The organism is Arthrobacter sp. NPDC058127, assembly GCF_042884555.1.
In the GTDB taxonomy this organism is placed as follows: Bacteria; Actinomycetota; Actinomycetes; order Actinomycetales; family Micrococcaceae; genus Arthrobacter.
The window spans coordinates 169484-182320 of record NZ_JBHVTT010000002.1 but is presented as its reverse complement, the minus strand read 5'-3'; the positions used below and the strand labels follow the sequence as shown (position 1 = coordinate 182320).

At 58.3% G+C, this 12837-nt stretch carries 8 protein-coding genes; 3 read left to right on the top strand and 5 right to left on the bottom strand.

Annotation, left to right across the window (positions count from 1 at the left end):
- Positions 1-118 precede the first annotated feature (118 nt).
- Genes ACFVTG_RS04160 through ACFVTG_RS04150 form a run of 3 tightly spaced genes read right to left on the bottom strand, consistent with a single transcriptional unit; the run spans position 119 to position 3920 of the window.
- Positions 119-1561, bottom strand: a complete 1443-nt coding sequence (locus tag ACFVTG_RS04160; protein WP_390278280.1) for a dihydrolipoamide acetyltransferase family protein — start codon at positions 1559-1561, stop codon at positions 119-121.
- A gap of 2 nt (positions 1562-1563) precedes the next feature.
- The gene (locus ACFVTG_RS04155; RefSeq protein ID WP_390278277.1) at positions 1564-2691 is read right to left on the bottom strand and encodes an alpha-ketoacid dehydrogenase subunit beta; all 1128 of its coding nucleotides are present in this window, start codon (positions 2689-2691) and stop codon (positions 1564-1566) included.
- A complete protein-coding gene (locus ACFVTG_RS04150) occupies positions 2688-3920 on the bottom strand; it encodes a thiamine pyrophosphate-dependent dehydrogenase E1 component subunit alpha (RefSeq protein WP_390278274.1) in 1233 nt (410 codons plus the stop codon). Before ACFVTG_RS04150 ends, ACFVTG_RS04155 begins: the two co-directional genes overlap by 4 nt.
- A gap of 171 nt (positions 3921-4091) precedes the next feature.
- Here ACFVTG_RS04150 and ACFVTG_RS04145 point away from each other — a divergent pair, with 171 nt between their 5' ends.
- The 3 genes from ACFVTG_RS04145 to ACFVTG_RS04135 all read left to right on the top strand — a co-directional run bounded on the left by ACFVTG_RS04145 (position 4092) and on the right by ACFVTG_RS04135 (position 8225).
- A complete protein-coding gene (locus ACFVTG_RS04145; RefSeq protein ID WP_390278271.1) occupies positions 4092-4556 on the top strand; it encodes an Lrp/AsnC family transcriptional regulator in 465 nt (154 codons plus the stop codon).
- A gap of 805 nt (positions 4557-5361) precedes the next feature.
- Positions 5362-6879, top strand: a complete 1518-nt coding sequence (locus ACFVTG_RS04140) for a polysaccharide biosynthesis tyrosine autokinase (RefSeq protein ID WP_390278941.1) — start codon at positions 5362-5364, stop codon at positions 6877-6879.
- An 80-nt stretch (positions 6880-6959) separates the two neighbouring features.
- Entirely contained in the window at positions 6960-8225 is a 1266-nt protein-coding gene (locus ACFVTG_RS04135) for a hypothetical protein (RefSeq protein ID WP_390278268.1), read from the top strand.
- A gap of 1544 nt (positions 8226-9769) precedes the next feature.
- On the opposite strand, the gene ACFVTG_RS04130 is transcribed toward ACFVTG_RS04135, so the two are convergent.
- Together ACFVTG_RS04130 and ACFVTG_RS04125 are read right to left on the bottom strand one after the other, a co-directional pair.
- Positions 9770-11674, bottom strand: a complete 1905-nt coding sequence (locus ACFVTG_RS04130) for a glycosyltransferase family 2 protein (protein WP_390278265.1) — start codon at positions 11672-11674, stop codon at positions 9770-9772.
- Position 11675: 1 nt separating this feature from the next.
- Positions 11676-12830: a glycosyltransferase family 4 protein gene (locus tag ACFVTG_RS04125; RefSeq protein ID WP_390278262.1), complete on the bottom strand. Its 1155-nt coding sequence runs from the start codon at positions 12828-12830 to the stop codon at positions 11676-11678.
- Positions 12831-12837: the final 7 nt, after the last annotated feature.

Here is a 12837-nt window from a genome sequence, read left to right as displayed (position 1 = left end):
ATTCAAGGAACAATGATTACGTCGCCACTGCCTTGACACGCATCTGCTCGCCAAGTAGGCGGGCAGGCCCAATGTGAACATTCCAATCGCTCGGGTAGCAAACCGACATAGCCATCGTCTACAAATCCGCAAGTACCGTCCCCGGGTTCTCGATCGCGTCCGCGACGTACCTCAGGAACCCCGCAGCCGTTTCCCCATCGCAAACCCGGTGATCGAACGCCAACGTCAGCTCGGTGACCTTGCGGACAGCCAACTGGCCGTCCACCACCCAGGGCTTGTCAATGATGCGGCCCACGCCGAGCATCGCTACCTCGGGATAGTTGATGATCGCGGCGGAACCGTCCACGCCGAACACACCGTAGTTGTTCAGAGTGAAGGTGCCACTGCCCAACTCCGTCGGTGTTGCCTTGCCCTCACGGGCGACCGTGGTGAGCCGGCGGATTTCGGCATCGAGTTCGCGGGCGTTCAACAGGTGGGCGTTGCGGACGGACGGAACCACGAGTCCGCGGTCCGTCTGCGCGGCGAAGCCAAGGTTGATGCCGTCGAATGCGATAATCTCTTGCATTTCGCCGCCGGCCGAATCCTCCGCCGTAACAAACCGGGTGTTCAGCTCGGGGAATTTTTTTAGCCCAGCGGTGACAAAACGAGCGATGAACGCGAGTAGTCCGGGAGCTCCGTGCGGATCGCGCTTCTTGAGTTCGGCTCGCATCTCAAGCAGCGCAGTGGCGTCAACGTCGACCCAGACGGTTGCCTCAGGGATCTCGGACCGGCTGCGGGTCATGTTCGCCGCTACAGCCTTTCGTATCCCACGGACCGGAGTGCGCGAAGTGACTGACAAGCCGGTACGGGCATCCTGGACACCGGTGGAAGGCTGGACAACGGCGGGCGCCTCAACGGGCGTCGTCTCGCGCGAAGCCCCTCCGATCGCGGCCTCAATGTCGCGACGCAGGATGAGCCCGCTCTCCCCCGAACCAGGCACAGCATCCAAAGAGACCCCATGGTCCCGGGCCATCTTCCGCACCAATGGGGAAATCACCGCAGAAAGCTTCCCCGGAATCCGCGTACGGGACAACGCAAGTTCGGCAAAGTCAGGCCCTGGCGCTACGGGTGCAGCGGAAGCCGGAGCCTTCCGCGGCCGAGTGCGCCGAGCCTCACCACCTCCGGATGTTCCGTAGCCAATGAGGACGTTCCCGGATCCGGCTTTCTCTTCGATCCGGTAAGCCTCGGCAGCTGCGGACGCAACGGGTGCCTCGGAAACAACTTCCTCGGGTCCGGCCTCTTCCGCAACCGCAGGCTCAGCCGCGACCGAAGCACCAACAGGAGCCACCGAGATCAGTGGCTTCCCGACATCGAGCGTCTGGCCGGCTTCGCCATGCAGCACGGCGACGATCCCTGCGTACGGCGAGGGCACCTCCACCATGGACTTGGCGGTCTCAACCTCGGCGATCGGCTGGTCCACGCGAATCTCGTCGCCCACGGCCACAAGCCAGTTGACGAGTTCAGCCTCGGTGAGGCCTTCGCCCAGGTCCGGAAGCAGGAACACTTGCATGTCTGCGCTCATGGTCAGTTCTCCCATTGAAGGTCGTCTACGGCGTCGAGGATGCGGTCGACGCTTGGCAAGTAGTAGTGCTCCAGCTTCGGAGCCGGGTATGGGACATCGAAGCCGGTGACCCGGCGGATGGGCGCGGCCAGGTAGTGGAAGCAGCGCTCCTGCACCCGGGCGACAATTTCGGAGGACACGGACGCGAAGCCGTGAGCCTCGGCGATGACCACAGCGCGGCCGGTCTTGCGCACCGACGCGCACACGGTTTCGTCATCGAAGGGCACGATTGAGCGGACATCGATCACTTCAAGGGAGCGGCCCTCTTCAGCTGCTGCGGCCGCGGCGGCAAGTGCGGTCGGGACCGAGGGTCCGTAGGCGATGAGCGTCGCATCGGTGCCGGGACGCGCGACGGCAGCGCGCCCCTCGCTGCTGGATCCCTTCGCGGTGTTCGTGGCGTGTTCGCCCCGCAGTGCGCCCAGGTCCACCTGGTCTTTGGACCAGTACAGCTTTTTCGGTTCCATGAACATGACGGGATCGTCGGAATCGATGGCCTCGCGGAGCATGCGGTAGCCGTCGGCCACGGTCGCGGGCGTGTAGACCTTCAGACCCGCGGTGTGGGCGTAGTAGGACTCGGACGAGTCACAGTGGTGCTCCACGCCGCCGATGCCACCTGCATAGGGCACGCGGATGACCATGGGCAGCTTCACGGCGCCCTTGGTGCGATTGTGCATCTTGGCCACATGGCTGACGATCTGTTCGAAGGCCGGGTAAGCGAAGGCATCGAACTGCATCTCAATCACGGGACGCATTCCGTTCATCGCCATACCCACGGCCATGCCAACGATGCCTGACTCTGCCAGCGGGGTGTCGAAGCATCGCTGTTCTCCGAAAGTGGCCATCAGGCCGTCGGTGATCCGGAAGACGCCACCCAAACGGCCAACGTCTTCACCGAACACCAGAACCGAAGCGTCGGCCTCCATGGCGTCCCCCATCGCGGTGTTGAGGGCTTTGGCCATGGTGATGGTCTGGGGACCGGAGGCTTCGGCTACTGCTGCCGCGCTGGCTGCAGCGCTTGCGGTAGCAGAACTGACGTCGCCTGTTGCGGCGCGCTCGGTGGCGTCAGAGGATGTGGTGACGGCGGGGCTCATTTGCCTGCCTCCTTCTGGCCGGATGCCTCACGGGCGAGTTCATCGGCGAGCAGGGCGGACTGCTCCTTCAGTTGCGGGGTGGGCGTGGAGAAGACGTAGCGGAAGAGATTCTGCGGGTCCACCGGGACGTCCTCCCCCAGGCCTTCGCGAAGCTGCGAGGCAACGGATTCGGCCTTCGCAGCTATCCGGGCGGAACCGTCATTATCGAGCAGTCCACGGCCGGTGAGATACGCCGTCATGCGGCTGATGGGATCCTTGGCGGTCCATTCGGCCACTTCGCTGTCCTCCCGGTAGCGGGTGGCGTCGTCAGCGTTGGTGTGGGCCTGCATGCGGTAGGTGTGGGCCTCGATTAGGAGCGGGCCGGAGCCTTCGCGCGCGAGTTTCACGGCTCGGTCGAGGACGGCGAGGAGCGCGACCAGGTCGTTGCCGTCAACGCGTTCACCGGCCATGCCATAGCCAACGGCCTTGTGTGCCAGTGAGGGCGCCACGGACTGGTGGCTCAGGGGCACCGAGATGGCGTACTTGTTGTTCTGCACGAAGAAGATCACGGGCAGATGGAAGACGGCCGCGAAGTTGAGGGCTTCGTGGAAGTCCCCCTCACTGGTGGCGCCGTCGCCGCACATTGCCAACACCACGGTGTCCTCGCCGCGCAGTTTGGCGGCATGGGCAACTCCAACGGCGTGCAGCAGCTGCGTTGTGAGTGGTGTGCACTGGATGCCGACCTTGTGTTTGGTGGGGTCGTAGCCGCCGTGCCAGTCGCCGCGGAAGATGGTCATGGTCTCCACCGGGTCCACTCCGCGGGACATGACCGCCACGGCGTCGCGGTAAGTGGGGAACAGCCAGTCGCCTTCGCGAAGGCACAGGGCGGCCGCTACCTGGCACGCTTCCTGTCCGTGGCTGGACGGGTAGACGGCCATGCGGCCCTGCCGGACGAGGGCGGAGTTCTGGTCATTGACGCGGCGTCCGACGACGAGTTGTTCGTAGGCTGCCATGAGTTCGGCGTCACCGGGGATGGGATATTCGTGGCCCGGTTCCGTGCCCTGTTCGGCTTCGGGCTTGAGCACGCCTGAAAGATCGACCATCTGGATCTGATGGCGGGCAGGCAGCATGTAGTCTTCCACGCTGATGCCGAACTTGCGCCGCACTTCGGACGCTTGGTCGTTTGCTTGGGTATCGTCCGGCCGAGCGTCAGCCAGACCTTGGGCCTCATGGTCTGCGGAGATCGTCATTGGTCCGTCCTTCTGTATCCACTATTTGTCACCAGTATGTTCCTTGGAGAAGTTTCGTATCCAGCTCTGGGCAGAATCATGGAAAAGCTTGCAGGAAACATCTAGTCTGGAAGACAAATTGCAAATGTGAGCTGGCTAACGGGCCCACGCCGAAGACGAATTGGAGATGCGATGGCCGAGGCGGAAGCGGATCAGGCAGAGGTTCCTCTTGACCAAGTGGACAGGGACATCATTGCCGAGCTGACTCGGGACGGCCGGATGTCGGTGACCCAGGTGGCGGAGAACGTGCACATCAGCCGGGCGCATGCGTACTCGAGAATTTCCCGGCTGACGGGCGAAGGCGTGCTGACCAAGTTCACCGCGCTTGTGAACCCCATCAAGGCCGGCTTGAAGTCATCGGCCTACGTCACGCTCAAGGTGCAGCAGCACTCGTGGCGCGAGCTCCGCGAAGAGCTTCGGCTCATTCCGGAGGTGCAGCACATTGCGCTGGTCGGGGGCGATTTCGACGTCATCCTGCTGGTGCGGGCCACCGACAACATTCACCTGCGCAGGGTCATTTTCGATCGACTGCAGTCGATGCCCGGCGTGCAGGACACGCAAACGTTCCTAGTGTTCGAGGACCTGGATACGCGCTAGGAAGCAGAGTGGCTAACGCGGCTGCTGGGACATTTTCGTGCGAGGGCCGCGGCATTCACCTACGTCGTGGAACAGACACAAGTCGCCGCAGGAGCGCAACAACTAGGACGGCTCCCCTTGGCCTTTTCCCGGATCCGATGGGCGAGTATAAGAAAACAAAGCGCTCCGGCGACGCCCAGCGCGCCCAGCATGGTCGCCAAGCCCAAGAGATAGTGTTCAAAGGACACTGAGGGCTACCTGGATAGCACTAGGTAAACCACCACTGCGGTGAGGCACATCAACAAGAGGAGCCCCCCGTACTTGAATGGGTTCGGAGTAGTCTTCCGATGAGGGTTGATGTCCACGTAGCCGGGCAAAGCGTCCTCCATTTGATGTTGCCGAACTCTCCCCGGCAATTAGTATCGACCACTCGTCTAATCCGGTAAGGAATCTTTCTGGACTTTCACCGAAGGTGCCTGCTCAGAACGAACCGACCTGCCTGAGTAGTAGGCTCCAATACCAACCGTTGTTGGGGTCTGGTGAGTCATAGAAGCATTCTTTCGGTGGCGAGCAGACTGGCGCAGCACCGATACCGGCTCCGTCAACCAAGGAGCCTTCGGTGCATTTGTCGAAATCAACACCCTCTCAACCATAGCGACGCACAGGTCACCCAGGCGGCGGCAACCCTAAGCATGAGCTCGCAAAACATGTTCACACAATGTCAATAGCCGCCGCAGACGGTACACTGGCGTGGACCGCACGAATACTGCCGTTCTGGGGGATGCTACGTGCAGGTCCCAGTCAAGGACACAGGGGAGACCTCGGTTTGGATCTACGCGACTATTTACGCATTATTCGCCATGACTGGATGGTCATCGCCGCCGTTACGCTTGTTGGTCTTTTGGGAAGCGGAGTTTTTTCGGCTTTATCCAAACCGGTATATACCGCTGATACCCAATTGTTCGTGGCGATTCAAAATTCAGGCACAGTTCAAGAGCTGCAGCAGGGTAACACATTCAGCCAAGCGCGAGTTCAATCGTATGTAAAAACGGTAGACTCGCCGATAGTTCTCCAGCCGGCAATCGATGCCTTGGGTCTAGGAATGTCATCTCAGGAATTGGCAAACGAAGTTACCGCTTCCACAGATGTGAACACGGTTCTGATTAACATCTCCGTAAAAGACGGCTCGGCGGTTCAAGCCGCAGCCATCGCCCAGGCAGTCTCGAACAGTCTGATCAAGGCCGTAGACACACTTGAAAAGCCCAAAACTGGCGGTACGTCTCCGGTCAGCCTCTCGATCATCAAACCAGCCGTCGCCCCGGAATCACCATCGGCGCCAAACACACGACTTTACCTGCTCCTCGGATTGGTCGGTGGGCTCGTCTTAGGGGTCGCGGCAGCCGTCCTGAGGAAGGCTCTTGACAACCGGATTAGAGGCGAAGCTGACCTCCGACATGTGACAAGCGCACCGCTTCTTGGGGGGATAACCTTCGATCAGGACGCCGTGAAGAAGCCCCTGCTCACGCAGTCCGGTCCGCAGGGTCCACGGGCCGAGTCTTTCCGGCAGCTCAGGACGAACTTGCAGTTCGCGAACGTCTCCGGCCAGGCAAAGACTGTCCTAATGACGTCGGCCCTTCCCGGTGAGGGCAAAAGCACGACCGCGACAAATCTCGCGATCGCTCTCTCACAGGCGGGGCACTTGGTGTGTCTCGTCGACGCGGATCTTCGCCGCCCCATGGTCAATGAATACCTTGGTCTAGACCGTAACGCCGGTTTGACAACAGCATTGGTTGGTGACGCCGATGTGAACGACCTGCTCCAGCCCTGGGGGGACGACGATCTGTATGTCCTGTCATCAGGTCAGATTCCTCCGAACCCGAGCGAATTACTTGGGTCCCAAGAAATGCGTCAGCTAATTCATCGCCTAGAGCAGGCATTCGATCATGTCATTATCGACGCTCCGCCATTGCTTCCGGTCACGGATGCAACAGTCCTGTCCCAGCATGTCGGTGGTGTTGTGGTCGTCGTCGGGTCACAAAAACTTCGCCAGAACGACCTGCAAAAAGCACTTAGCGCCCTCGAAATGGTTGGATCCAACATTCTTGGTGTCGTACTAAACAGATTGCCTTCCAAGGGTCCCGATGCGTACGCCTACGGATATTACAGTCACGACGAGAAACCGAAGCCCGAACGGTCCTCGAGCAGTCGCCAACGCGGGAAGACACAGTCCAGTCCGGATCGTGGAAGCGCACCCGTCCCGGAGGCGGATTTCGATGCCACCGTGATGGCGGACGACAAACGCCAGGCACAAAGCTTCCCGTTGGCGAAGACTGAACGTCATTAGACAGCCCATTCGAACTGTCTAGTAGTCATCTGAAGTCCGCCCGCACTGGGGCGTGTACTCCGGAGCCGGTAGGGGGGGAAATGAACGTCGGTACCGAGCTCTTACAGAGTCAGCAGAAGGTTTCATCAGTCCTAAGGACCTTTGCGCGGGGACCGGCGCTTTCGCTCGGTTCTCAGGCCATCGGTTTAGCACAACTCGCACTGCTGTTGTGGCGGGTAGGGGCAAACGAGGCGACAGATGCCTACTTCTACCTCTTCAACATGGGAATGCTGCCCATCCAGATTGTCGTCGTAGGCATGATGTATCCTCTCCTTCTCAACGAGGAAAAGATCACTCGAACTGCCATGAAGAGGGTACGTTGGCTAACGCCCTTGCTGTGCTGCTCGCTCATAATTGCGGGCGCCGCCTGGCTGTACGCAAGCGGACGGTCCGGTTTTGCGCTCCTGCCGATTGCGATCGGATCGTTCTTGAACGCCGGCCTTCAGGCTCGTGTCTGGTTTCGCGCCGTAACAGCCGAAGCTGAGGGGAACCCTCGCTGGATATCAGGTGTTGCCTTGCCTGCCAATGGGCTCGCGATGATGACCCTTCTTTTACCGATAGCTGACGCCACTACTGCAGTCGTGCTGATGTTGATTGGTCTGGTTCTCGGAAATGGGACGCTGCTCGTCGTGATGAGCAGGCTTCACGTCGGGGATGAAGTTCTAAGAAGGGCGCCTCGATCAAAGTCTGGAAAGTCGACCGCACCTTACTGGTTCCTGGGCAAAGCCGGCATTGGATACATTGGTCTGGTGGTGCTGCAGTCCCTGGCAGTCTTGCTTCCGCCATCTGCGGTCACTCTCCTTAACCTGGCAGTCAAGGTGGTCGGGTCAGCGAGCGCTACGCTCGTAAACTCCGTAATGCCGATCTTGGTTCATCAGAACATCAACTCACCGTCAGCAGGACGCAGGTTTCTTCGTGTGCTTGTTGCGGGGCTCACTGTAATTTCCGCATTCGGAATCGGTGGAGTTGCCCTCTTCCTTCCAGACCTGACAGTTCCAGCGATTTGTCTCGGGCTGTGGTCTCTTTCGTCGGCAGCCGCTGGCGCGGCACAGCGTATGTCCTTTCGCTTTCTCAAGCCGAGCGCATCTCGAGTGACTATTATTGCCGTTCCGGTTGTCGTCGCGTTCGCTCTGTGGTCGGTCCACATGCCTGCGTTCCAACTAGTGGTTCTTCTCTGCGCCTACGCGGGTGTTGACGCTGCGACGTCAACATTGCTCCTCATATCCCTTAAGGACAAACTAATGGCAACCGTGCTCGGATCCGTGTTGATAGGGCTGGCTGTAATCTGGGTTTCGACTCTTGCATAAGCGACAGTCCATGCGCATGCGAGCAACCGTGGGATCAAAGCGCGACTATCAGCGCTCCATCTCATTCGGAAGAGACTCCAAAATGCTCCCAACCCGCGCGATATAAGTGTTCAAGCTAAAGGTTTCGCACCACCTGACTTGGTTCACGGGTCACGTCGACCCATAGCTGGAGATCGGCTGCTTCGAAGGCAACAAGGCCGAGTGCAGCGACCATCATCCCGATCGTCAAGCAGTTCCAGGACCGCCACGGCCTGGCCGACCTGGCCGATGCCGGCATTCTTTCGGCGTTCAGCCTGGGCGAACTGGACAGGGGCCCGCCCTGAATCGTCGGCTCCCGATGACGAAGGCCCCGAACAACCCCGCACTTCCGCTGGCACGGAGACGTGTTCACTCACGCACTAGCCAAATGACCTAACTGAGGTCAACCGCGCTTCTCATGTCTCCCAGGGACAAACTAATGGCAACATGCTCGGAGCAGTGGTGTGAGGCTGGGTGTCATCTGGGCTGCGGCCCTTGTATGATCGGCCAATCCAGGCACATCCGAGCAACTATGCATCAACCCGGGCTATCAGCGCTCCATCGCGTTCGAAAAAGACTCCAAAATGCTCCCAACTCGTGCGATATAAGCGTTCAAGCTAAAGGTTTCACGCCAAAAGTCACGTATTGATTCCTCTTCCCCAAGCATACTGTGGGCCAGTAACCGCAACTGAGGCAGGATTGGCTGATCTCGATCGCACGCGACGACAGCCTGCCCAAATACATATTCCGACATCCCGCGACTGGAAGTTACGGCAATGGGGATCCCGCTCTCAAGAGATCCAACCATGACCATGTGCCCAGCAGCCCTTGTTCCGTCCCGCAACGGCAGAAATGTCACGGAGGCAGTGCTCAATAACGCGCCGAAATCGGACTGGCTTAAGGGCCCGGGTCTTTTCACAACGCTTTCACCCGAGATAGTCTCACTGGGGCCTTCTCCTGTGGCTAACACTAGTTCCACTGGTTCCTCACTCTGTAGGACTTCCTCCTCCAGCGCGCGAATTGTTTGTGGATCCCGATCTGACGATCCGCCCACGAATATCTGAAGTTTGTCTTCAGCTGCCCGCTTCGGTGGATATCGGAATGTATTTCCATAGAGAATGGCAGTTGCTGTTCCACCGGCTTCGTTCCACGGACCAACTTCTGATTGCGACAGCGTGATTACCGGAGCACTGCCTATCAATCGCCGCAATACCCTCCAGCTTCGGCTCGCTGGCTCGGCGTAAATACCAGTGACCACGAAATCGCGTCGACCAGTGAGTCGGAGTGCCGCACCGATCCACGGGTTGTTGGCCAAGTATGGCCCCCTCATGGTTGGGCGAAGTGTCCTTATCGCAAGCAGGAGAGAGTCCAGACCGATTCCCAGTACCCGAGATCCGAGCCGTTTGCCCATAGGCGCTGTTGAATGCTGTCGAAATATACGACCTATGTGGGGACTTTCAAGCCATTCGCGGTCAGTGTCTGGGTGAGCTGGACCGAGTGCAAGCAGCGTATAGGTTGCCATGGTTCTAGACACCCCTCGCCGAATCCACTACTGGGTATATCCAGCTTTTCCACTCCGAAACGGTAGCAAAGAACAGCTCGTTGGCTGCCTTCTCCACCTCCGACTGCCCTTGTCCCGCTGCGTGCCGAACGGCCGTTGGCCAGGAAGTTTCGTCGAAATCTTTCCCGTCTGAAGAGTCTCTTACCAGGAGCTCGGAATCCGCACCATACAAAGACGACAAGCTGGTTTCCGAACGGCCAACAACAGGGGTACCACGTTCCAGCGCCCGAATGGCGATTCCGCTTTGGTAAAACCGTCTGTAAGGAATGACAATCGCGGCGCTGGTTTCAATCAAGGTATCCAGCTCTGACTCAGATACAAAGCGCGGGTCCACGTCCCAGCCGTCGACAGATGGCCATCCTCGGCCGACAATTTCAAGATCGAATTCTGTATGAAGATGACGGGCCAGAACTCCCAAGACATCCAGGTCCCTGTCACGCTTGTACTGGCCCAAGACGCGAACCTTGCGGCGGCCTACTACGCCGGCATCCTCCCCGAAATTTCGATTTGCCGGGCGCATCATCGGATGAGCAAGCACCTGCAACCTGCTCGCAAAGCCGAAATCAAGCATACTTTCATGGGCAGCTTGGCTGTGGACAATGATTTCGGGAAGCTTCGAAACCTTTTGCACTACGGTCGCAATCGCGCGGCCAGTTCCAATAGCCCTAACTAGCGGCTTTGGATCGTGATACACAATCGCGGAAGCCTTACCACAAATTGCGCCAACCAACAGGAGATCGAGGAAGCCCAGAACGGGCCACGTGACCAGCATCTTTGAACCGGGTGCAGCGTTTTGGCGCCGAGCCGCAGCATTCAAAAGTCTCAAATATCCGACCAACCACTGAAAGCGACTGCGCCCCGAGACTGATGGTTCCTCGATGGAAAATGTCTCCACCGCTGCCCCGGTTTCCTCCAGTGTTTTCGCGAGCGCATCCGTGTAGTGAGCGAGAGCTCCTCCAAGTGGATTCACTATCACAACCCTCGTCACTTCGCCTGCGGACCGACCCTCTGCTAGTTTGATCCCGGCTCTCCAGCCGGAAATCAGTTGGCCCCATTCTGAAGTCCCTCGACGCCGGATGATGTCTCTTGCAATCGATCTGGCGATTATGAATGGCGCAGAAATTTGACGCCTAATCGACGTTCCGTTCTTGGCATGAAAAAGCTGAATGTTTCTTGTCTGGTAGTAAGGCGGAACGCCTCCTGAGCTCTGCCAGACTACTGCGGTCGGCTCTATGAAAATCCGCCAGCCTTCTCGCCGGAGAGCCAACTGGTGATCTGTTTCCTCCATATACAAGAAGTATTCTTCATCGATCGGGCGCTTCTCAATGACGTCCCTACGGAACATCAAGAAGGCGCCATCGAGCCAGGAAACAGGACCGGATTTGGCATCACTCAATTGAGTCCTTGATGCCTTGTGGGCAAGGTGACGTGGAAGGCCGAGAACCCGGGACAATGTCCCACCAAGCGACCAAACGATTTCAGAGTCATCTCCCGTGACCAAAGCCGGACCAACGACGGCGATTCGTTCATCCCCACCGAGCGCGGCTTCAAGCCTACGAACGGCGCCAGGCTCCGGTCGGGCTTCGTGGGTCGAAACCAAGAGATACTCGGTCGCGCCCGTATTACGGGTGTGCCAGGAGACACCAAAATTAACCGCGGCTCCGTAGCCGTGATTCGAACAAAAGACTACGTGGACGCCATCCGGCAACAGGGATTTCACCTTTTCCCTCTGATGGTCCTCTTCACTGTTGTCAACCACAACTATCCTTGAGGGTTCGACGCCTTCAGCTATTAGGCGTTCCGTGGTTTCCCCCACGGTGTCATAGCTTCGATGATGAACAACGACGGCTGCAACATTAGAAAGTGTCATTTCAATTAACCTCCGCGGAGCCAGGGGTCTTGGCCGCATGGAGCCAAGAATCAGCCATAATTCGTCCTGGTAAGGATGGAAGAACATCTACAACAGCTTGTCGATCGAGCGGAGACTTTAACGCAGCTGTGATCGCGCGAGGCAAAATTTCTCCAAGCCTCGGCTCGGGAATCACGACATGGCCGTGCTCTAGCAGCCAGGTCGCCAGCCCCGTCTCGTCCGTGGTAACGACTGTGGTCCCAAGGGAAAGTGCTTCCACAATCGGCAGTCCGATTTGTTCTCTCCACCGTCCTGCACGTCGCGACGGGGCAATGAGAATCGATGCCCGGCCGAGATGGGAAAGGGTATCTTCGTGCGGAACAAGCCCAAGATACACTCGGCTCGTCGGACGATCCTCACACCACTGCCTAACTATGCTTTCAAGCTCCCCACGGCCAACCACAGTGATAATCGCGTCAGGCAGGTCGGATTCCACAGAAGGCCATGCCTCCATGAGGTCCCTGATACCCTTTCTGTCATCCAGCTCGCCAACGAAAATCGCTTCGTTGGCGCCCCGTCGCAAATAACCGCCATCGTGCCCCGAAAGCGCTTTTGCAGGCAGTTCCTCTATAAGTTTATTGGGAATGGAGCGAACTCCCCTAAGAGAATAATAGAGCTCCTGCGATGCGTAACTGCCAAATACTATTCGATCAATCGAAGCGCGAATAGCCGCTCCGGCCAGTAATCGAAACAGACGCTGCAATACAAAAACGGGTCGATCTCGAATGGACGTCAAAGCAGCGAGATCATTATTTTCTATTGCGTAGGTTACGGTGATTCTGCGATTCCTCCGGAAAAGCCCGAATAACTTCCAAACAAATATCAGGATGAGATTCTTTGCGGCAAATCGAAGCCAAAGCGGTTCGGGAACCTCCAGAATCGTCGCTTTCGAAATCGCCAGAATCATTGCGCATGTAAGAAAATTCACCTTGACGAACGACTCTCGGAGCGAAGTCGCGCCCAAGTCATACTTCTCATCGAAGTAGAGAGTGAGGGCCGGTGTCATCAAACTTGATCTTTTTACTTGCGCGGCTCGCAACTCAGGGCGAATTCGAATGCTGTCGTACTTGCTCGTGGCCAGCCGAGACATCAGCTCTCTATCAACTCTTGATTTCATTGCAGCA

What these genes read in the sequence shown, in the direction of transcription:
- ACFVTG_RS04160 (WP_390278280.1), bottom strand. Translation starts at nt 1,561, where the DNA reads ATGAGCGCAGACATGCAAGTGTTCCTGCTTCCGGACCTGGGCGAAGGC.
- ACFVTG_RS04155 (WP_390278277.1), bottom strand. Translation starts at nt 2,691, where the DNA reads ATGAGCCCCGCCGTCACCACATCCTCTGACGCCACCGAGCGCGCCGCA.
- ACFVTG_RS04150 (WP_390278274.1), bottom strand. Translation starts at nt 3,920, where the DNA reads ATGACGATCTCCGCAGACCATGAGGCCCAAGGTCTGGCTGACGCTCGG.
- ACFVTG_RS04145 (WP_390278271.1), top strand. Translation starts at nt 4,092, where the DNA reads ATGGCCGAGGCGGAAGCGGATCAGGCAGAGGTTCCTCTTGACCAAGTG.
- ACFVTG_RS04135 (WP_390278268.1), top strand. Translation starts at nt 6,960, where the DNA reads ATGAACGTCGGTACCGAGCTCTTACAGAGTCAGCAGAAGGTTTCATCA.
- ACFVTG_RS04130 (WP_390278265.1), bottom strand. Translation starts at nt 11,674, where the DNA reads ATGACACTTTCTAATGTTGCAGCCGTCGTTGTTCATCATCGAAGCTAT.
- ACFVTG_RS04125 (WP_390278262.1), bottom strand. Translation starts at nt 12,830, where the DNA reads ATGAAATCAAGAGTTGATAGAGAGCTGATGTCTCGGCTGGCCACGAGC.